The 18,866-nt window shown below is 71.4% G+C and carries 20 protein-coding genes; 1 reads left to right on the top strand and 19 read right to left on the bottom strand.

Going from position 1 to position 18,866, the window contains the following annotated elements; all coding sequences use genetic code 11:
* Positions 1-30: 30 nt before the first annotated feature.
* The 16 genes from CCL05_RS12420 to CCL05_RS12345 form a co-directional block, all read right to left on the bottom strand.
* The gene (locus CCL05_RS12420; RefSeq protein WP_086560562.1) at positions 31-351 is read right to left on the bottom strand and encodes an EthD family reductase; all 321 of its coding nucleotides are present in this window, start codon (positions 349-351) and stop codon (positions 31-33) included.
* A 43-nt stretch (positions 352-394) separates the two neighbouring features.
* Positions 395-772, bottom strand: coding sequence for a hypothetical protein (locus CCL05_RS12415; RefSeq protein ID WP_086560561.1), 378 nt, complete (start codon positions 770-772; stop codon positions 395-397).
* A complete protein-coding gene (locus tag CCL05_RS12410; protein WP_086560560.1) occupies positions 769-1,149 on the bottom strand; it encodes a nuclear transport factor 2 family protein in 381 nt (126 codons plus the stop codon). The genes CCL05_RS12415 and CCL05_RS12410 overlap by 4 nt, the downstream gene beginning before the upstream one ends.
* Positions 1,150-1,304: 155 nt before the next feature.
* Positions 1,305-1,928, bottom strand: coding sequence for a TetR/AcrR family transcriptional regulator (locus CCL05_RS12405; protein ID WP_086560559.1), 624 nt, complete (start codon positions 1,926-1,928; stop codon positions 1,305-1,307).
* Between the two features lie 85 nt (positions 1,929-2,013).
* Positions 2,014-3,162 (bottom strand): acetyl-CoA C-acetyltransferase, encoded by a 1,149-nt coding sequence (locus CCL05_RS12400; protein WP_086560558.1) that lies wholly within the window; start codon positions 3,160-3,162, stop codon positions 2,014-2,016.
* A 27-nt stretch (positions 3,163-3,189) separates the two neighbouring features.
* Positions 3,190-3,984: an enoyl-CoA hydratase-related protein gene (locus CCL05_RS12395; protein WP_086560557.1), complete on the bottom strand. Its 795-nt coding sequence runs from the start codon at positions 3,982-3,984 to the stop codon at positions 3,190-3,192.
* Positions 3,981-4,754, bottom strand: a complete 774-nt coding sequence (locus CCL05_RS12390) for an SDR family NAD(P)-dependent oxidoreductase (protein ID WP_086560556.1) — start codon at positions 4,752-4,754, stop codon at positions 3,981-3,983. The genes CCL05_RS12395 and CCL05_RS12390 overlap by 4 nt, the downstream gene beginning before the upstream one ends.
* Positions 4,751-5,527 (bottom strand): SDR family oxidoreductase, encoded by a 777-nt coding sequence (locus CCL05_RS12385; protein ID WP_086560555.1) that lies wholly within the window; start codon positions 5,525-5,527, stop codon positions 4,751-4,753. The genes CCL05_RS12390 and CCL05_RS12385 overlap by 4 nt, the downstream gene beginning before the upstream one ends.
* Positions 5,524-6,753, bottom strand: coding sequence for an acyl-CoA dehydrogenase family protein (locus CCL05_RS12380; RefSeq protein ID WP_086560554.1), 1,230 nt, complete (start codon positions 6,751-6,753; stop codon positions 5,524-5,526). Before CCL05_RS12380 ends, CCL05_RS12385 begins: the two co-directional genes overlap by 4 nt.
* Before the next feature lie 40 nt (positions 6,754-6,793).
* Positions 6,794-7,771: a phosphotransferase family protein gene (locus CCL05_RS12375; protein ID WP_086560553.1), complete on the bottom strand. Its 978-nt coding sequence runs from the start codon at positions 7,769-7,771 to the stop codon at positions 6,794-6,796.
* Positions 7,768-8,970, bottom strand: coding sequence for an acyl-CoA dehydrogenase family protein (locus CCL05_RS12370; RefSeq protein ID WP_086560552.1), 1,203 nt, complete (start codon positions 8,968-8,970; stop codon positions 7,768-7,770). The genes CCL05_RS12375 and CCL05_RS12370 overlap by 4 nt, the downstream gene beginning before the upstream one ends.
* 18 nt (positions 8,971-8,988) lie before the next feature.
* Positions 8,989-10,134: a thiolase family protein gene (locus tag CCL05_RS12365; protein ID WP_086560551.1), complete on the bottom strand. Its 1,146-nt coding sequence runs from the start codon at positions 10,132-10,134 to the stop codon at positions 8,989-8,991.
* Positions 10,131-10,517, bottom strand: a complete 387-nt coding sequence (locus CCL05_RS12360; protein WP_086560576.1) for a Zn-ribbon domain-containing OB-fold protein — start codon at positions 10,515-10,517, stop codon at positions 10,131-10,133. The genes CCL05_RS12365 and CCL05_RS12360 overlap by 4 nt, the downstream gene beginning before the upstream one ends.
* Positions 10,518-10,522: 5 nt before the next feature.
* Positions 10,523-11,311, bottom strand: coding sequence for an enoyl-CoA hydratase/isomerase family protein (locus tag CCL05_RS12355; RefSeq protein ID WP_003995133.1), 789 nt, complete (start codon positions 11,309-11,311; stop codon positions 10,523-10,525).
* A 127-nt stretch (positions 11,312-11,438) separates the two neighbouring features.
* Positions 11,439-12,194: a maleylpyruvate isomerase N-terminal domain-containing protein gene (locus CCL05_RS12350; protein WP_279629935.1), complete on the bottom strand. Its 756-nt coding sequence runs from the start codon at positions 12,192-12,194 to the stop codon at positions 11,439-11,441.
* A gap of 43 nt (positions 12,195-12,237) precedes the next feature.
* Positions 12,238-12,852 (bottom strand): TetR/AcrR family transcriptional regulator, encoded by a 615-nt coding sequence (locus CCL05_RS12345; protein WP_086560575.1) that lies wholly within the window; start codon positions 12,850-12,852, stop codon positions 12,238-12,240.
* A 73-nt stretch (positions 12,853-12,925) separates the two neighbouring features.
* Between CCL05_RS12345 and CCL05_RS12340 the strand changes: the two genes are divergently transcribed.
* Positions 12,926-13,714: an SDR family NAD(P)-dependent oxidoreductase gene (locus CCL05_RS12340; RefSeq protein ID WP_086560549.1), complete on the top strand. Its 789-nt coding sequence runs from the start codon at positions 12,926-12,928 to the stop codon at positions 13,712-13,714.
* A gap of 50 nt (positions 13,715-13,764) precedes the next feature.
* On the opposite strand, the gene CCL05_RS12335 is transcribed toward CCL05_RS12340, so the two are convergent.
* The 3 genes from CCL05_RS12335 to CCL05_RS12325 form a co-directional block, all read right to left on the bottom strand.
* Positions 13,765-15,294, bottom strand: coding sequence for a GMC family oxidoreductase (locus CCL05_RS12335; RefSeq protein WP_086560548.1), 1,530 nt, complete (start codon positions 15,292-15,294; stop codon positions 13,765-13,767).
* Positions 15,295-15,359: 65 nt separating this feature from the next.
* Positions 15,360-16,814 (bottom strand): aldehyde dehydrogenase, encoded by a 1,455-nt coding sequence (locus tag CCL05_RS12330; RefSeq protein ID WP_086560547.1) that lies wholly within the window; start codon positions 16,812-16,814, stop codon positions 15,360-15,362.
* Positions 16,815-16,891: 77 nt separating this feature from the next.
* Positions 16,892-18,853: an oxidoreductase gene (locus CCL05_RS12325; protein ID WP_086560546.1), complete on the bottom strand. Its 1,962-nt coding sequence runs from the start codon at positions 18,851-18,853 to the stop codon at positions 16,892-16,894.
* Positions 18,854-18,866 lie beyond the last annotated feature (13 nt).

The raw sequence follows: 18,866 nt of genomic DNA, 5'->3' as shown, positions 1-18,866 counted from the left end.
TCCCTCACTGCGCTGTGCCGAACGTCAACGTCAGGCGGCGAACATCTCCGCCTCGTGCCCCATGACCGCGATGCGGCGGCCCTTCATGTCGCCGACCTGTGCGACGGCCTCGGCCCACTCGGGGCTCGCCAGGGCCTTCCTCAGGTCCTCCGGGGAGTCGAAGCTGAGCACGGAGATCCCGTCCCAGCCTTCGGAGCGCGGCTCCAGCGCGGCGTCGATCTCGGTGTGCCGCCAGGCCCGAAGTCCTGGCAGTCGGTAGGTCAGCTCCGCGTGGTCGCCGCGCCACCACGTGATGAACTGCTCGTGCGTCCACTCCGGGGGCCGAGCTGCCAGCAGGACGAGGTTGTACATGACGGTCCTCCGTGCATGGTCGCGTACATGGTCGGTCGTGCGCTCAGGTGAAGCGGATCTCCGACGAGCGGCCGATCAGCAGGCGCTGCAGCCGGCCCTCGTCGTTCACCCGCCCGGCGGCGACGAAGGTCGCCTCGGGGACACCCGCGCGTCGGACCTCGCCGAGGAAGAGCTCGTCCTGGCCGAGCGTGGTCGCCGACAGGCGGTGGTGGGTGCGGGTGCCCTTCTCGCGCTGTTCGAGGTAGCCCACGAGCGCGGCCCGGTCGCCGGCGAAGTCGGTGGCCTTGCCGTCGCCGGTGGAGAAGAGGATGGACAGCGAGAAGTCGTCGCTGATCAGGTCGAGGATCCGGGACGGCTCGTCCCCGTCGAGGATCTCGAACCACGCGGTGAGGAAGGGGGCCGCGGCGGAGGTGTCGGTCATGCCCGGCTCCTGTCGTTCGCGACCTGCCCGGCCCAGTCGACGAGCTCGAAGGACGGGGTGAAGAAGGACTGGTAGCGGGCCAGGAGTCCGCCGGGCGAGATCACCGCGGCCGAGAGGAAGGAGCCGGTGTACCGCCCGCCGTCCGTCACCACTCCGTAGACCGTCTCGAGGTCGCCGTCCCTGCTGTACCGCAGGATCTCGTGCGACCGGTCCACGGCACCGCGGCCGGCGATGTACGCCGCGAAGTCCTCCCTGGACATGCCGACGACCTCCTTGCCCGGCAGGGCGATGAGGAAGCGGAAATCGGGTTCGAGCAACTGAAGCGTACGCTCCGGGTGCCGGCTGTCCATGCTGGCCATGTACGCGCGCAACGCCATGAGTGAGCCCTTTCGGTCGGCGGCGCTTCCCTGATGATCAACCTGAGCCAAGTTCAATTCAGTTAGGATGGTAATCCGGTGGAAACACGTCTGGCAATAGCACGAAGCCCCCGGCGGAATCCGCCGGGGGCTTGGAAGCCGGGACGCTCAGGGCGTCACGTGGCGACCATCCGCACGCAGGCATCCTCGATCAGTTCGCTGACGTCCGACAGCGGCGTCGGCCCCGACGGCCGGTACCACCGCCAGACGCTGACGATCAGCCCCAGCACGCTCGCGCCCAGCAACTGCGCGTCCCGCAGCGGGAACGCACCCTGGGACATGCCCTTCACCAGCAGGTTCGTCCAGTCCCGCTCGACGAGCTGGACCAGCTGGCGGGCCGCGACGCGCTCGGCCTCCTCGCGCTTGGACTTGCGCGGGCCGGAGAGCAGGTCCATGTGGTTCTGCAGGATGCGCATCTGCAGAACTTCCTGGTCGGAGACATCGTACGCCGCGCGCACGGCCGCCCGGAGCGCCTCCACCGGCTCCGCGACGTCCGCCGTCGCCTCCGTGAACTTGTCGTGGGAACGCTGCAGCTCCAGCCGCATGATGGTGAGCAGGCAGTGGGTCTTGGACTCGAAGTAGTGGTACAGGGCGGTCTGCCCGATGCCGACCCGCTCCGCCACCGTGGACCACTTGGTGGCCTCGAAGCCCGCCTCGCCGAAGTGGTCGACGGCGGCCGCCAGAATGGCAGCGCGCTTGGACCTCGGCCCCGCTTCCGGTTCAACGATCTTTGTCGCCATGACTGACCCGTCTCCTGGCTGCCGCCCACCTCGTGCGTACCCGAGAGTAGCCCCAAGCTGAACTCAGTTGCCAATCGACTTCCGGTCAGAGGCGCTCCAGCACGGTCGCATTGGCCATGCCGCCGCCCTCGCACATCGTCTGCAGACCGTAGCGTCCGCCGGTCCTGCGCAGTTGGTGGACGAGCGTGGTCATGAGCCGGGCGCCGGTGGCGCCGAGCGGATGCCCGAGCGCGATGGCGCCGCCGAAGGCGTTGACCCGCTCCGGGGCGGCGCCGATCTCCTTCTGCCAGGCGAGGACGACCGAGGCGAACGCCTCGTTGATCTCGACCAGGTCGATCTCGCCGATCGACAGCCCGGCCTTCTTCAAGGCCTTCTCGGTGGCGGGGACCGGGCCGGTCAGCATCTGGATCGGGTCGGAGCCGACCACGGTCATGGTGTGCACGCGGGCCAGCGGGGTCAGGGCGTGACGGCGTACCGCCTCCGCGGAGGCGATCAGCAGCGCGGCGGCGCCGTCGGAGATCTGGCTGGAGACGGCCGCGGTGAGCCGGCCGCCCTCGGTGAGGGTCTTCAGGCCTGCCATCTTCTCGAGGGTGGTGTCGGCGCGCGGCCCCTCGTCGGCTGCGAGCCCGAAGGCCGGGGTGATCTCGTCGTCGAAGGCGCCGTCGGCCTGGGCGGCGAGGGCCCGCTGGTGGCTGGTGAGCGCGAACCGTTCCATGTCGGTACGGGAGACGCCCCAGTTCTCGGCGATCAGCTCTGCCCCGCGGAACTGCGAGACCTCCTGGTCCCCGAAGCGCTCACGCCAGCCGTCCCCCGCGTACGGGCTGCCCATGCCGGCCTGCTCGCCGACGAACATCGGGCTGGCGATGGGCACCAGACTCATCACTTCCACCCCGCCCGCGACCACCAGGTCGGCGGCGCCGGAGCCGACCGCCTGCGCGGCGAAGTGCACGGCCTGCTGGGAGGAACCGCACTGGCGGTCGATGGTGGTGCCGGGGACGTGCTGCGGCAGCCCGGCCGACAGCCAGGCGGTGCGTGCGATGTTCCCGGTCTGTGCGCCGAGCTGGCTGACGCACCCGAAGTAGACGTCGTCGACGGCGTCCGGGTCGGCGCCGGTGCGTTCCAGCAGCGCACGCAGCACATGGGCGCCGAGATCGGCGGGGTGGACGCCGCTGAGTGCGCCCTTGCGGCGGCCGACGGGGGTGCGGACGGCTCCGACGATGAATGCTTCCGGCACGAGGAGCTCCCTCATTCGGGTAGGTGATCAGGGCGTGGGCGGGATGCGCGTGAAGTCGGGGGCGCGCTTGCCCAGGAAGGCGGCGACGCCCTCACGGCCGGCGTCGGAGACGGCCGCGGCGGCGAGCGCACGGGCCTCGCGGTCCAGGTGCGGCCCGAGGTCGGCGGTCAGTCCGGCGGCGACGAGCCGGCGCGTGGCCCCGAAGGCGGCGGTGGGTCCATCGCGCAGGGCCTCAGCCGTGCGCGCCGCCTCGGCGGCCAGTCGGTCGGGGGCCACGACCCGGCTCACCAGTCCGATCGACGCGGCTTCCGCCGCCGGTATGCGGCGGTTGGTCAGCAGCAGGTCCAGGGCCCGCTTGGGGCCGACGAGCCGGGGCAGGAACCAGCTGACTCCGGCGTCCGGTGAGTAGCCGATGCCGGTGTACGCGGCGGTGAACGAGGCGTCCTCGGCGGCGAGCGTCACATCGGCGGCCGCGGCCAGACCGATGCCCGCGCCCGCCACGGCACCCTGCACGGCGGCCACCATGGGCGCGTCGATCGCGGCGAACGTACGCAGGGCGTCGTGCAGCGCGTCGGTGACCGCGGTGAGGTGCTTCTCCAGTGCCTCGCCGGAGAACCGGGAGAACTCCCTGAGGTCGCCGCCGACGCAGAACGACTTTCCCTCCCCGGTGAGCAGCACGGCCCGTACGGCCGCACCCTCGCAGGCGCGGGCCGCGTCGAGCAGCCCGCGCGCCAGGTCCAGGTCGACGGCGTTGCCCGCCCCGCCCCGGCGCAGCCTGACATGGGCCAGACCATCGTCGTGGATCTCTGTGCCGACGCTCATCGCGCCGTCCAGCCGCCGTCGACGGTCAGCACCTGTCCGGTGCAGTACGAGGAGGCGCCCGAGGCGAGGAACAGCAGCGCGCCGTCGAGTTCGTGGCCGTCGCCGCCCCGCCCCAGCAGGGTGTTGCGCTCGACCCAGCGGCTGGAGCGCTCGTCGCCGAAGAGGTCCGCGGTCATCTCGGTGCGGAACCAGCCCGGGGCGAGCGCGTTGACGCGGATGCCGCTGCGGCCCCACTGTCCGGCCAGCTCCCGGGTCAGCCCGATCAGTCCGGCCTTGGACGCGGAGTAACTCGCGCCGCCCAGGGGCGCGGCGGTCACCAGCCCGAGGATGGAGGAGACGTTGATGATGCTCCTGCCTTCGGTGTCACCGGGTGCCTCGGCGGTGAGGCGGGCCAGGTGGTAGGGCGCGGTGAGGTTGACGCCGAGGACGTCGGCGAAGGCATCCGGCGATTCGTCCTCGGCGCGGGTCTCGCCCGAGCTGGCCGCGTTGTTGACCAGGATGTCGAGACGGCCGGTCGCGGACAGCGCGGTCTCCGCCAGCCGCGTACGGTCGGCGGCGAGCGAGACGTCGCAGGCCACGGGGTGGATACGCGCGTCGGAGTCGGCGAGTTCCTTCAGCCGGTCGATGCGGCGGGCCGCGGCGAACACGGTGGCGCCGGCCTCGGCGAGGACGGCGGCGAAGCGGGCGCCGAGCCCTGCGGAGGCGCCGGTGACCACGGCCGTCCTGCCCTGGAGCGAGAACAGCTCGGCGGCGGATGGCGGCGCGCTCACTCGTCCACCCCGATCGGCAGGGCGGTCGCGCCGCCGTCGAGCACCAGGGTCTGGCCGGTCATCCAGGAGGAGGCGTCGGAGGCCAGGAACAGCGCCGCGTTCGCCACGTCCTCCACCGTGCCGAGGCGCCGCAGCGGCAGCTTCGCGGTGAGGATCGGTTCGCGCACCTCCCATACCGCCCGCGCCAGTTCGGTCTTGATCAAACCGGGGGCGATGGCGTTCACCCGTGCCTTCGGCCCGAGTTCGTAGGCGAGCTGCCGGGTCATGTGCAGCATGGCGGCCTTGGTGGCGTTGTAGTAGCCGATGTGCGGGTCGACGATCAGCCCGCCGACGGAGGCGATGTTGACCACCGCTCCCCCGTGCTCGGCCATCCAGGCCCGCCAGGCGTACCGGGTCCAGGCGATCATGCCGTACTGGTTGACGCGTACGGTCTTCTCCGCGCGCGGCAGGTCCAGGTCGAGCAGATCGCCGTGGTACGGGTTGGTCGCCGCGTTGTTGACGAGGATGTCGACCCGGCCGAAGCGGGCCATGGTCTCGTCGACACAGGCTTCGGCCTGCTCGGGTTCGCCCGCGTTGGCCACGACCGTGTGCAGGTCGCCGTCGCCCTTGACGCGCAGCAACTCCTCGCGTGCCTCGGCGAGTCCGGCCGCCTTGCGGGCCGCGATCACCACGTGCGCGCCGGCCGCTCGGTAGGCGGTGGCGATGCCCAGCCCGATGCCGCGGGATCCGCCGGTGATGACGGCGACCTTGCCGTCGAGGGTGTTGGCGCTCACGCTGCCCCTGCCTTCGTGTCGGTCTTCTTGTACTTGGCGAGTTCCTGGCGGGCCACCGTCCGCAGATGCACTTCGTCGGGGCCGTCGGCGATGCGCAGCGCCCGCGTGATGGCGTACAGCCGGGCCAGTACGGTGTCGTCGCTGACCCCCGCCGCGCCGTGCGCCTGCACCGCGCGGTCGACCACCTGGTGGGCCACCTCCAGGGCCGCGACCTTGATCGCGGCGACCTCCATGCGGGCGGCGGCGTTGCCGACGGTGTCCATCAGCCAGGCGGACTTCAGGACGAGGAGGCGCAGTTGCTCGATCTCGATGCGGCTGCGGGCGATCCACTCGCGCACCACGCCCTGGTCGGCGAGCGGCCCGCCGAAGGCGGTGCGTTCGGTGACGCGCTCGCACATCAGCTGCAGGGCGCGCTCGGCGAAGCCGACGGCGCGCATCGCGTAGTGCATCCGCCCCGGGCCGAGCCGCCCCTGGGCCAGGGCGAAGCCCTCCCCCTCGCCCCGGAGGATGTTCTCCACCGGCACGCGGACGTCCTCGAAGAGCACGTCACCGTGTCCGAGCCGGTCGGTGTAGCCGAACATCGGCAGGTCGCGCAGGACCGTGACGCCGGGGGTGTCCCGGGGGATGAGCAGCATGCTCTGCTGCCGGTAGGCGGGCGCGTCCGGGTCGGTCTTGCCCATCAGGATGATCAGCTTGCAGTCCGGGTCGAGGATCCCGGAGGTGTACCACTTGCGGCCGTTGACGACGTAACTGTCGCCGTCCCGGGTGATACGGGTACGGATGTTGCGGGCGTCGGAGCTGGCGACCTCCGGCTCGGTCATGGCGAAACAGGAGCGGATCTCCGCCTCCAGCAGGGGCCGCAGCCAGCGTTCTTGCTGCTCGGGTGTGCCGTACAGCGCGAGCAGTTCCATGTTGCCGGTGTCGGGCGCCGAGCAGTTGAACACCTCGGGGCCGATGATCGAGCGGCCCGCCAGCTCCATGAGGGGCGCGTATTCGAGGTTGGTGAGCCCCGCGCCCCAGTCGCCGTGCGCCATGAAGAGGTTCCACAGCCCCTCGGCGCGCGCCTTCTCCTTCAGCTCGGCCATCACCGGCGGCAGGGCGTGCGGGTCGTCCGCCTCGGCCAGCTGCCGGTCGTAGACCGCTTCCGCGGGGAAGACGTGCTGCTCCATGAACGACCGCATGCGGTCCTGGAGTTCACTCGCGCGGGGTGAGAATCCGAAATCCACGAGGTGCTCCTCATGCTGTGGTGTGCCTGGCGGGTGCGGATCAGCCGAGGATGTCGCGCGCCGTGCGGATCATCGCGGCGATGGTGGGCGGCAGTCGCTCCTGGTCCGGGTCGTGGTGCTTGCCCTCACGGTGCCGGCGCAGGTTGTGGCCCATGATCGCGGCCATCTTCATGCGGCCGAGCGCCCGGAACCAGTCCATCGCGGGCAGCGCGGGCCGGCCGTCGAGATAGGCGTCCAGCAGTTCGGCCTCGCCGGGCAGGCCGGGCACGGCACGCCCCAGCTGGGGAAAGTTGCGGTGGTCGGCGAAGAGCAGGAACCAGCCGAGGTCGATGCGCGGGTCGCCGATGCTCCAGATCTCCCAGTCGACGACGGCCACCGCGCGCTCGTCGACGCACAGCACGTTGCCGAGCCGGAAGTCCCCGTGCAGCAGCACCGGGGGGAGGCCGTCGGGCACATCACGGGCAAGGCGTGCGAGCAACTCCTCTCCACCAGGGCGCAGTTCGGCGGGGACGGCGTGCAGGGTGCGGCTCCACCGTTCCAGCTCCCCCGCCGCGTCGAGCGGTTCGGGCGGATCGAGCCCGGGTGTGCGGGTGTCGGTGGCGTGCAGCCGCCGCAGCACGGCGGCGATCTCCAGCATCCGGGCACGGGCCGTCGCGGCAGGCACCTCGGGCTCGTCGAGGACCGGCTCGACGGCCTCCCCGGCCGCGAAGTCCATGGCGAACCACGCCGGTTGTGTCCCGTCGACGGCGGCGACGCCCGGCACCGGCACGGCGGACCCGGCCAGCGCGCCCAGCACCCGCGCCTGGCGCAGCACGTCATTGCGCCCGACGGGGCGCTGCCCCGGAGGAACCGCCTTGACGACGTACCGGGCGTCCCCCGCGGTGACGGAGTACGTCAGCCCCGAGTGTCCGCCCGGCAGCACCTTCAACTCGCCGACCGGGGCACCCGGATGGAGGCGGGTGAGCCGGTCACGCACCCGGACGGACAGCTCCGACCCCTGCGTGGCCGTCGTGCTCATCGGACGGGCTCCTTGGGCAGGCCGAGCACGCGTTCGGCGAGGATGTTGTGCTGGATCTCGTCGGTGCCGCCCGCGATGCTGTAGCCGGGGGCGCCGAGCAGGTGCTCGGTCCAGGCGTAGGTGCCCCACTCGCCCGTGTCCGCGACGAGGCGTGACCCCAGCAGCTCGGAGACCAGATCGCTGGTGCGCCGCATGGTCTCGGTGGCGTAGAGCTTGCCGACCGAGGCTTCCGCGCCGGGCTCTCGTCCGGCGACGAGGGCGGCGGTCACGCGCAGCCCGATGAGCCGCTGGACGAGCGTGCGGATGTGGAGGTCGGCGGCCCGCTGCTGCTCGCTGCCGGTGAGCGGGCGGGGCAGGTTCCCGGCGAGTTCCAGTGCCTGGTCGGCGTTGTCCAGGCCGAGGTTGCCGGAGTCGAGCCGTTCGGCGGCCAGCACACTGAGCGTCACCCGCCACCCCTCACCGACCGGTCCGAGCCGGTCGGTGTCGGGCACCACCACGCCGTCGAGGTAGACCTCGTTGAAGCTGGTGCCGCCGGTCATCTGCTGGATGGGCCGTACGGTCACGCCCGGCGCGTCCATGCGCACCAGGAAGACGGTGATGCCGGCGTGCTTGCGTACGTCCGGATCGGTACGGCACACCGCCACGCCCCAGGTCGCGACGCGCGCCCCGGAGGTCCACACCTTGTGCCCGGTCAGCACCCAGCGGTCGCCGTCACGCACCGCCCTGGTCCGCACGGCGGCGAGGTCGGAGCCGGCCTCGGTCTCCGAGAACAGCTGGCAGGCCAGTTCGTCGGTGCGCAGCATGGGCCGCAGCCAGCGTTCCTTCTGCTCCTCGGTGCCCCAGATGCCGATCGCGGGGGCGACGAGCTGCTGCGTCACCGGGAAGACCTCGGTGCGGTGCGGCACGTCGAAGGCCGCCTCTTCGGTGCGGTAGAGCTGCTCGTAGTACGCGGGCAGGCCACGCCCCCCGTACGTCTCCTGCCAGTTGAGCGCACCCCACCCCTGGTCGTAGCGGATGCGTTCCCACTCCTGGGTGCGGGCGGTGTGCTCGCGCTCCTGCTCCTCGGTCCAGTTCTCGAAGACGGCGACGGAGTCGGAGCCGCTGCCCCACTCGCCGTCGGCGGCGCGCGGCCGGGCGACGGTGGCGAGCCACTGCCTGGCCTGGGCACGGAACTCCTCGGGTTCCGGGATGGCACTCATCTCTTCCTCCACCTCCGTTCAGCGGGACAGCACGGTGCAGGCGCTCACGCCCGGGGCGCCGTACACGTGCGTGAAGCCGACCCTGGGCTCGCCCGGGACCTGGCGTTCACCGGCCCGTCCGCGCAGTTGCTGGACGATCTCGTAGACCTGGCGCAGCCCGGAGGCACCGATGGGCTCGCCGTTGGCGATGCAGCCACCGTCGGTGTTGACCGGCAGGCTCCCGCCGATCCCGGTGGCACCGGAGGCGACCAGGCGCTCCTGCTCGCCGTCCTCGCAGAACCCGCACTCGGCCATGTGCATGACCTCGGCGCCGCTCTCGGTGTCCTGGAGCTGGCAGACGTCGACGTCGCCCGGGTCGACCCCGGCCTCCTCGAAGGCGGCGGCCGAGGCGTCACGGCTGACGCTGGTGAGCGGGCCCCCGGGGATCCAGGGGCTGAACACCTCGAAGGAGCCGAAGCGCCGGGTGCGTACGGCCGCCGAGCGCAGGGTGACCGGCGTACCCTCCAGGCCGCGTGCGGCCTCGGGTGAGCACAGCACCAGGGCGGCCGCGCCCGCTCCCGGGGAGCAGAACATGTAGCGCGTCAGCGGATCGCTGACCATGCCGGAGTCGAGGATCTCGTCCGCGTCCACCGGCTTGCGGCGCCACGCCTCGGGGGTCAGGCCGCCGTTGCGGTACGCCTTCTCGGCGACCAGGGCGAGGGTCCGCGGCGTGATGCCGTAATCGTGCATGTAGCGCTGGATCTTCATGCCGAAGAACTGGGTCGTCACCATCAGCCCGTCGCTGCCGTACTCCGCCCCCAGCCCCCAGTCCTCCGGCCGCGGGTCGAAGGCGCCGCGCGGGTGTTTGTCGAAGCCGACGGCGAGGACGACGTCCGCCATGCCGGAGCGGATCGCGTTCACGGCCGAGATCAGCGCGCTGCCGCCGGTGGCGCAGCCGTTCTTGACGTTCACGAACGGCAGTCCGGTCAGGCCGAGTTGGGCCACCAGCGTGTCGGCGAGGCCGGCGCTGTCGCTGCCGCCGAACGCGGCCTGGACCCGCGACCACTCGATCCCGGCGTCCGCCAGCGCGGCGTTCACCGCGCCGATGGCCAGTTGCCGGCCGCTCGCCTCCGACCGGCCGAACGGGGTGCGTCCGGCGCCGCAGATCAGGACGTCGGTGCTCATGAGCCCTCCTCGCCGGCGCTCGTGGGCCTGGCCCGCGGAACGCCGTGCTCGGCGGTCACGGTGAGGGGCATGCCGATGCGGATGTCGTCGAGGTCCTCGACGTCCAGGACAGCGGCCACCCGCACGCCTTCCGCCAGCTCGACGTAGCCGAGCGCGAACGGTTCGAAGCCGCCGGGCGGGGGCTGATAGGGCGGCGACTTGGGGGCGTACCGCTGCACTGTCCAGGTCCACAGCGTGCCCGCGCCCGGGAGGAACTCCGGGTCGGCCGGTCCCCCGCAGCGCGGGCACGCGTCCTCCGCGGGGTAGGCCGTCACCGAGCAGCCGGAGCAGCGTGAGCCCTGGAGCCCGACGGTGACGGTCGGACTCCGCGGATCCGTGGCCATCCGGATCAGCGTCCCTGCCACTTGGGTTCACGCTTCTCCAGGAACGCCGACACGCCTTCGTTCGCGTCCTCGGAGTTGAGGGCCACGCCCACGGCGAGGTGCTCCATCACCATCAGCGACTGGGTGTCGGCGTCCAGGCTGCGGTCGATCGTCATCTTCGTCAGCCACATCGTGAAGGGGCTCTTGTCGACGAGGTCACCGATGAAGTCCTCGACCGTCGCGTCCAGCTTGTCGGCCGGCGCGGACTTGTTGATCAGCCCGAACTCGGCGGCCTCGACACCGGAGAGGAGCTTGCCGGTGAGCATCAGCTCCTTGGTCTTGCGGATGCCGATCATGCGCGGCACCCGGTAGATCGGGCCGGCCCCGCCGAACAGCGCGCGGCGGATGTGGAAGTCCCCGATCTTGGCGTCGTCCGCGGAGATGGCGAAGTCGCAGGAGATCATGATCTCGAAGCCGCCGGCGGTGACGTGGCCCTCCAGGACCGCGACCGAGGGGGTCTTCATCGAGTAGAGGCGGTCGCACACCTTCGCGGACTTCACCGCGACGTCGATCGCGTTCGACTTGCCGACGTACTCCGCCTTCAGGCTGTCGAGGTCGAAGCCCGAGCAGAAGGTGCCGCCGCGGCCGCGCACCACCAGGACCCGCAGCTCGGGGTCCTCGTCGACCTCGGTGATGATCTCGTCGAGCCGGTCCAGGATCGGCACGGTGACACAGTTCTTCTTCCACGGGCGATTGAGCCACACACGGGCGACGTGGCCGTCGCGCTCGAACTGGATCTCGTCTTCCACTGCCATCTTCCAACCCTCCAGGCCCGAACTGAACTGAATTCACTCCGAGTCTGGAAGGCATGAAGGGCCCTGTCAACCCTTGCGATCAACCAAACCGAATCTGATTCAGGTCCGAGAGGGACGGAGAACGCCGTCAGATGACGTTGACGGCGTCGAGGAAGCGGGCGGCGAGGTCGGTGTCGCCGGTGATCGTCACGTCGCTGTCGCGCCAGGAGGAGCGCTGCGTGCCCCAGTCGGGGAAGGCCAGCGCGGGGGCGGTGACGTGCGCGGCGACCGCGCCGCCGGCCGGAGCCAGGCCGCCTGCCTCGTCGAACCACCACGTCCCGCCGCCGGGGCCGGTGAGAGTCAGTGCGACGCGGGCGTCGAGCCCGGCGGCCGGCGCCTGCGCGACCTGATTGCTCAGTACGGCGATCATCCACGTGAGGACCGCGCGCATCCTGTCCGCATCGGTGGACGGCGTGGGCCGGCCGAGCGCCGGGGCCATGTCATGGCGCAGGTGCGTGTGGTGGTCGAAGACGAGCGCGCCGCCGATCAACAGGCCCAGGGGGTAGCGTCCGAGTTCGACGAGCGGTATGCGCAGCCGGGTGGCGGGGGTGCGTCGGATGAGGTCGAGGAGCGTGGTCGCTCGGCGGGTGGCGCGGGTGTACTCGGCCATGACCTGTGCCCGGCTCCAGTCGCGGCGCCGGTCGACAGGGCCTTCGTTGAGTCGTTCGAGGCTGGTGGCCCGCAGCGCCTCCCGAGAGGGGGGTGTGTAGAAGTTCCGTGCTGTCGCGCCGATGTGGGCGACGACGTCGGCGATGCGCCAGCCGGCCGCGGCGCTGGGCGCGGTCCATTCGTCGTCGGTGAGGCTGCTGGTGAAGTCCAGCATCTCGGCGCGTTCGGCGCGCAGCGCGGCGGCCAGGTTGTGCAGGTCGGCGGGGGCAGGCGCTTGCTCATGTCGTTGTCTTCTCTGGTTGCGGGGCGGGTCGGCGGATGGCCTGTACGGCCGTGTCGTAGAGGTGGACGATGTCGGCCTGTCCGCCCAGGCGCATCCACTCTTCTGTCGCTGCCTGGAGGCAGGTGATCGCCGCGGCCGCGATCGCGCGCGCCTGCAGGGCGCGGTGGTCACAGTCGGGCAGTCGCGGTTCGATCAGCGGTGCGAACAGGTCCTGCCAGCGGGCCTGCTTCTCGGCGTGCCCGGCGCGCAGGGATTCGTTGCCGAACAGCAGCGTGGTCATCTCGAGCCGGCGCTCGGCGGTGATGTCGATCTCCTGAAGCACCTGGAACGCCGCACGCAGCGACGTCCACGGGTCCTCGTCGGCCGGGCGCTCGGCGAGCCGCGCGGCTATCAACTCCCCCTGCTCGGACAGGCCGTTGAGCGCGAGGTCCTCTTTGCTGCGGAAGTAGTTGAACAGGGTCCGTTTGGAGACACCCGCCGCGGCGGCGATCTCCTCGAGTGTCGTGTCGTCGTACCCCTTGGCAGCGAACAGTTCGAGGGCGGTCCGGGCGAGCAGCGCGCGAACCACCGAGCGGGTCTGCTCGCGAAGAGGTGCGGGTTTCTTAGCCATGCACCGATGGTACATCTCTTCATTCGATGCACTCTCTTGCACTTAGTGCAAAGCAGTGCGTAGAGTGCATGGCATGAGCAAAATCGACTATCGCCGCCAGACCGTCATCGTCACCGGAGCGAGCTCCGGGCTCGGCGCGGAATTCGCGCGCCAGCTGGCCCGTCGGGGCGCGGATCTCGTCCTCGTCGCCCGCCGGGCGGACCGGCTCAAGGACCTGGCCGACGAACTCACCCGCGCCCACGGCGTCACGGTGACCGTCGTCGCCCGCGACCTCGGCCAGCCCGACGCCGGCCGCACCCTGCGCGCCGATCTGGAATCCCGTGGCATCCACGCCACCGGACTCGTCAACAACGCCGGCTTCGGCACCCACGACGCCTTCGCCGACGAGGATCCGGACCGCCTGCAGAGCATGATCGCGCTGAACGTCAGTGCCCTGGTCGACCTCAGCCGCGCCTACATCGGCCCGCTGACCTCCGCCGACACCGGCGTCCTGATCAACGTCGCGAGCCTGCTGGGCTTCCAGCCGACCCCGTACCTGAGCGTCTACGGCGCCACCAAGGCCTTCGTCCTCAGCTTCACCGAATCGCTGTGGGAGGAGACCCACGACACCGGTCTGCACGTCCTCGCCGTGTGCCCCGGCGCCACGAAGACCGAGTTCTACGACGCCGCCGGCAGTCAGTCGGCCGACTACGGCGCGAAGCGAGTCACCCCCGAGCACGTCGTCAAGATGGCCCTCGACACGCTCGACCGCCGCTCCGCGCCCCCGTCGGTGATCACCAACGGCCGCCCGCTCGCCCTCGCCGGCAGGTTCCTGCCGCGCCGCCTGATCGTCCGGTTCATGGGCCGGATGGCCCGCCGTTGACCGGCACCGCTCCTCCGTCACCCTCACCGGCGGCACGGTGCCGCCAACCGTCAGTCGCCGCGCCCCACTTGGTCCGCCCAGCGCTCAGCCATCATCATGACCGTCGTGTTGGTCGGCACGGCCGGGATGTCCGGCATGGTGGACGCGTCGACGACATACAGCGCGTCGACCCCGTGCACCTTGCCGGCCTGGTCCACCACCGCGGCCGGGGTGCCCTCCCCGCCCATCGCGCAGGTGCCCACCGCGTGGCAGTAGGTGTTCTTGCCCTGGAGGACGGCTCGGGTGAGGTCGGCGTCCGTGGCTGCCTCGGGGCCCGGCCACGTCTCGGCACGTACGTACTTCTCCAGGGGACCCGAGCCCATGATCTCCCGAACCTGCCGGATGCCGGCCACCATGCGCCGTACGTCGTCGGGGTGGTCGAACAGCCCCAACCGGATGCTCGGGTCGGCCTCAGAAGCGCGTGAGGTGATCTCCACCCTGCCCAACGAGTACGGGCGGACCACTGCGAGGGGCACGAGCATCACACCGGGCTCCATGGTGAACGGCAGCGCGTGCAGGTCGACTTCGCCTTCGCCGCCCGCTCCCGCCGAGGAGAACGCCAGGGCGGTCTGCAGCGGCGGCTTGAGCTCCCCGACCGCCTCCTCGTCCACGGCGTAGGTGAGGTACACCATGGGGTGGTCACGGAGGTTCCTGCCGACGCCTTCGAGGGGCTGGACCTCGGGGATGGACAGTTCTTCGAGCAACCGCCGCGGGCCGATGCCCGAGCGCATCAGGATGGCGGGGCTGCCGATGGCTCCGGCGGAGAGGACGACCACGTCGGCCTCGAGAGCGGTGCCGTCGGCGAGGATCACCGCACGGGCCGTCCCGTCCTCGGTGAACTCCACGCGGTCGACGGTCCGTCCGCCCAGTACGGTCAGGTTCTCGCGGTGGCGGGCCGGGCCGAGGTAGGCGATGGCCGAGCTCTGCCTGACGCCGTTCCTGCGGTTGAAGGGGATCGGGCCCGCGCCGCGCCGGCGGGCGCCGTTGATGTCCTGGTGGATGGGGTGACCGGCCTGCGCACAGGCCTCCAGGAACGCGGACATGACCGGGCGCAGCCCGTTGCCCTCGGTGAAGCGCTCGATGTGTACGGGGCCCCCGGTGCCGTGCAGTTCCCCGCCGACCGGGTCGTCCTCCAGCTTCTTCAGATACGGAAGGACCTGGTCCCAGGACCAGCGGTCGTTGCCCAGTCCGGTCCAGCGGGCGAAGTCCTCGGGAGTGGGCCGCAGGGCGTTGGCGCCGTTGACGGACGACGAGCCGCCGATGACCTTGCCGCGGAGGACGGGCACGATGCCCTGCTGGACGATCCCGAACATCGGGATGCTCTCGGCGTCGACGACGTGGTCGGCCGATTCGTAACCCCAGTCGTGGGTGGTGAACCCGAACTGGTCGGCGTCGAGCACCTCCGGGGCGGTCTCCTCCGGGGTGCGGTAGTCCTGACCCGCCTCGACCAGCGTGACGGTGTTCGAGGGGTGCTCGCTGAGCCGGGCGGCCAGGACAGCACCGGCGGAACCTCCGCCGCAGACCACTATGCGACGTGCCATGGTTACCTCTCTTCTTCTCTTCGTCGAGTGGAGATGAGGCTGTTCTTCGAGGGGGAAGCCGTTCCTCAGCCCAGGGGCGCGCCCGACAAGGCGATCGACTTCGGTTCGAGGAAGTCGTCGAGGCCTTCGGGGCCGTTCTCCCGGCCGATGCCCGACTTCTTGCTGCCGCCGAAGGGGGCGTTGATGTCGAGCGTGTAGGTGTTGATGCTGAAGGTTCCGGTGCGCACGCGGCGGGCGATCCTCAGGGCGGTTTCCTCGTCCTGCGTCCAGACCGTTCCGGAGAGTCCGTACGGCGAGTCGTTGGCGAGTTCGACGGCGTGGTCGGGGCCGTCGTGCGGGATGGCGACGACGACGGGGCCGAAGATCTCCTCCTGCGCGATGCGCATGTCGTTGGTGACGTCGGTGAAGAGGGTGGGTTCGAGGTACCAGCCGGTGCTCAGGCCTGCGGGGCGGCCTCCGCCGCAGGCCACGGTGGCGCCTTCCTTCCTGCCGAGGGCGATGTACTCCTCGACGCGCGCCCGGTGCGCCTCGGTGATCATCGGTCCGATCACGGTCGTGGGGTCGGCCGGGTCGCCGACGGGCAGGGCGCTCATGTGACGGGCCAGAGCCTCGGTGAACTCGGTGTAGCGGGAGCGCGGCAGCAGGATGCGGGTCTGGGCGGTGCAGATCTCGCCCTGCATGAAGGCGGCGCCGCAGCCGACGAGCCCAGGGACGACGGTGTCGATGTCGGCGTCCTCCAGCACGATCGCCGCCGATTTCCCGCCCAGTTCCAAGGTCACACGGCGGATGTCACGGCCGCAGGCCTCGGCGATACGGGCGCCGACAGCGGTGCTTCCGGTGAAGCTGACCTTGTCCACACCCGGGTGGGCGACCACGTACTCGCTCTCCGCGGCATCGGCGGCGAACAGGCCGATGACGCCCTCGGGAACGGCCGATGCGGCGACGACCTCGGCGAACACATGGCAGGCGAGCGGATCCTGCACCGGCGCCTTGACGATGACCGTGCAGCCGGCCATGAGGGCGGGAGCGATCTTCTGGAGGGTCAGCGGGAGCGGCCCGTTCCAGGCGGGGATGGCCACGACGACGCCGACGGGCTCGCGAACGACGAGGGTGCGGGCCGGCCCGTCGACCCGCTCCTCCTCGAAGACATGCCCCTCGGCCAACGTGGCGTAGAAGCGGAGGTAGTGGGAGGGGGCGACGGCGAAGTACCCCTCGGCGAAGCCGCGCGGGCAGCCGGTCTCCGCCATGGCCAGTCGGGCCAGTTCGGCCGCACGCGTGTCGAGGCGGTCGGCGAGGTCGCGCAGGGCCGCAGCGCGCTGCTCGACGCTCCACCTCGGCCAGGGGCCGGCGTCGAACGCCTGACGGGCCGCGGCCACGGCGGCGTCGACGTCCGCCGTGGAGGCCAGGGGGACGTCGCCGATGACCTCCTCGGTGCTGGGTGAGACGACCTGCGCGACACGATCGGTGGAGGGAGCGGTGAGCCGCCCTCCGATGAGAATGCGGTCGTAGTGGTGTGCCATGCGGGGACTGCCTCTCTGCGGAACGCGGAAACGCGGAAACACTGCGGAGGAGTGGAGCGCCGACCGTCCCCGGTCCGTCACAGCGGCCTCGCGGCCCGCGCGGCCAAGGCCTCAGCGGCCGCGCGCCCCTCCGCGACGGCATGCGCGATGCGGCGCGGTACGACGCAGTCGCCGACCGCGCGGACGGTCTGGTGGGCGGCCGGAGAGATGTCGGGGCGGCGAGGGCGGCGCTCGCCGACGGTGACCAGGACATCGGCGGCGAGGGACGTCTCCCGACCGTCCAGGACATGGCGCAGGCGCACGCCCTCGGCGGTCGTCGACGTCACGGTGCTCAGCGCGACGACGCGCAGGGGCGCACCGGTGAGCCGGTTCATCAGCTGCGTGCGGTTCTCCGGCGACAGGCCAGCCGCGAAACCGGCGCCGGGGGTGATGAGGATGACCTCCCTCGCGCCGGCCGCCAGCGCGCTCTCCACGGCACTGATGCCCTGCCACCAGCCGAAGCCGTCGTCGAGGACGGCGACGACGGGCGCGTCCGGTACGACGTCCGTGGAGCCGCGCAGGAAATCAGAGCTCGTGAGTGTGCACAGCTCACCGGGCACGGCGACGGGCTCTTCCTCCGCGCCGGCGGCGAGCACGATCTCGGCGTACGCCTCCAGGTCGTCCGGCCCCGGCGAGCTGCCCAGCAGCACTCGGACGCCGAAGTCGGCGAGTCGCTCGCGCTGGTAGTCGACGAACTTCTGCCACCCGGGACGGTGCGGGGCGAGGGAGGCGAGGCGTGCCTGACCACCGACGTGCTGTGCCGTGTCGAAGACGGTCACCTCGGTGCCGGAGCGGGCAAGCGCCAGCGCGCACTCCATGCCGGCGGGGCCAGCGCCCAGGACGGCGACAGGACCTCTGCGGCCGCCCGGCCGGGTCAGCAGCAGCGGAACGGCCGGGCGGGTCGCGGCTCCCGGCGGAGCGAGCTCGGGGTTCACCGAGCACGACCCGGTGGGCTCGAAGGTCCGGCAGCCCTCGTTGCAGCCGGTGCAGGGGCGTACGGATCGCTCGTCGCCCGCGATCACCTTGCGGGCGAAGTCGGGGTCGGCCATGAACGGCCGGGCCATCCCGACCAGATCGGCCCCCGAGTCCAGCGCCCGCTCGATATCGGCCACCGACCGGAAGCCCTGGCTGACCAGGAGCGGTAGTGCGAGCACCGAACGGAGCCGGGTCACGGACTCCAGCAGGGGCGGGCGGGTGGTGGCCATACCGGGGACGTAGGTGTTGCGGACGCCGGTGGTGACGTTGACGTACGCGAAGGGCGAGGCGGCGTACAGCAGTGGCAGCAGCTCGGTCAGGTCGTCCAGGCCGAGTCCGGAGTCCTCGCCGGGCTCCACCGACACCCGTACGCCGATGGGGAGTTCACCGATCTCGGTGCGGATGGCGTCGATCACCTGGGCGAGCAGGGTGATGCGGTCGCCGTACGCATCGTCGCGGGTGTTGGTGGCCCGGGAGAGGAACTGGGCGAGCAGGTAGCCGTGGCCGGCGTGCAGTTCCACGCCGTGGAAACCGGCCTGCACGCTGTTCGCCGCGGAGATCCGGAACGCGTCGACGACGCCGCGTACTTCTTCGGCGCTCAGCGGATGCGGCGCCGTCGCCTCGCGGGGCGAGCGGACGGCCGCGGCGGAGACCGGCGCGTAGTAGGTGCCGGCGCCCAGGGTCTCCCGGCCGAGGTGGACGAGTTGTGCGACGGCCACGGCGCCCTCATCCGTGATGACCTTGGCGCGGCGGCGTACGGCGTCCTTGATCTCAGGGCGCCACGCCTCGGTCAGATAGCGCTGCGGCAGCGTCGACTCGGGGGCCACGGCGGTGCCTCCGGTGATCACCATGCCGGCGCCGCCCTGGGCCAGCCGCCGCCAGTAGGCCGCGTCAGCCCCGGTGGGAGCGCCGTCGCTGACGGCGGCGGTGGCGTGGGCGGTGGCGACGAGGCGGTTGCGGAGGGTCAGACCGCCGAGGGTGAACGGTGCGGCGAGGGCGAGCGGGGGGTGTGGCGTCGGTGTCATACGGCTGCGGCTC

The organism is Streptomyces africanus (assembly GCF_002150735.1).
GTDB lineage: Bacteria > Actinomycetota > Actinomycetes > Streptomycetales > Streptomycetaceae > Streptomyces > Streptomyces africanus.
Note: the sequence above shows the minus strand (reverse complement) of the source record. Positions and strands in the feature narration are given on the sequence as shown.

What these genes read in the sequence shown, in the direction of transcription:
- CCL05_RS12420 (WP_086560562.1), bottom strand. Translation starts at nt 351, where the DNA reads ATGTACAACCTCGTCCTGCTGGCAGCTCGGCCCCCGGAGTGGACGCAC.
- CCL05_RS12415 (WP_086560561.1), bottom strand. Translation starts at nt 772, where the DNA reads ATGACCGACACCTCCGCCGCGGCCCCCTTCCTCACCGCGTGGTTCGAG.
- CCL05_RS12410 (WP_086560560.1), bottom strand. Translation starts at nt 1,149, where the DNA reads ATGGCGTTGCGCGCGTACATGGCCAGCATGGACAGCCGGCACCCGGAG.
- CCL05_RS12405 (WP_086560559.1), bottom strand. Translation starts at nt 1,928, where the DNA reads ATGGCGACAAAGATCGTTGAACCGGAAGCGGGGCCGAGGTCCAAGCGC.
- CCL05_RS12395 (WP_086560557.1), bottom strand. Translation starts at nt 3,984, where the DNA reads ATGAGCGTCGGCACAGAGATCCACGACGATGGTCTGGCCCATGTCAGG.
- CCL05_RS12375 (WP_086560553.1), bottom strand. Translation starts at nt 7,771, where the DNA reads ATGAGCACGACGGCCACGCAGGGGTCGGAGCTGTCCGTCCGGGTGCGT.
- CCL05_RS12370 (WP_086560552.1), bottom strand. Translation starts at nt 8,970, where the DNA reads ATGAGTGCCATCCCGGAACCCGAGGAGTTCCGTGCCCAGGCCAGGCAG.
- CCL05_RS12365 (WP_086560551.1), bottom strand. Translation starts at nt 10,134, where the DNA reads ATGAGCACCGACGTCCTGATCTGCGGCGCCGGACGCACCCCGTTCGGC.
- CCL05_RS12360 (WP_086560576.1), bottom strand. Translation starts at nt 10,517, where the DNA reads ATGGCCACGGATCCGCGGAGTCCGACCGTCACCGTCGGGCTCCAGGGC.
- CCL05_RS12355 (WP_003995133.1), bottom strand. Translation starts at nt 11,311, where the DNA reads ATGGCAGTGGAAGACGAGATCCAGTTCGAGCGCGACGGCCACGTCGCC.
- CCL05_RS12345 (WP_086560575.1), bottom strand. Translation starts at nt 12,852, where the DNA reads ATGGCTAAGAAACCCGCACCTCTTCGCGAGCAGACCCGCTCGGTGGTT.
- CCL05_RS12340 (WP_086560549.1), top strand. Translation starts at nt 12,926, where the DNA reads ATGAGCAAAATCGACTATCGCCGCCAGACCGTCATCGTCACCGGAGCG.
- CCL05_RS12335 (WP_086560548.1), bottom strand. Translation starts at nt 15,294, where the DNA reads ATGGCACGTCGCATAGTGGTCTGCGGCGGAGGTTCCGCCGGTGCTGTC.
- CCL05_RS12330 (WP_086560547.1), bottom strand. Translation starts at nt 16,814, where the DNA reads ATGGCACACCACTACGACCGCATTCTCATCGGAGGGCGGCTCACCGCT.
- CCL05_RS12325 (WP_086560546.1), bottom strand. Translation starts at nt 18,853, where the DNA reads ATGACACCGACGCCACACCCCCCGCTCGCCCTCGCCGCACCGTTCACC.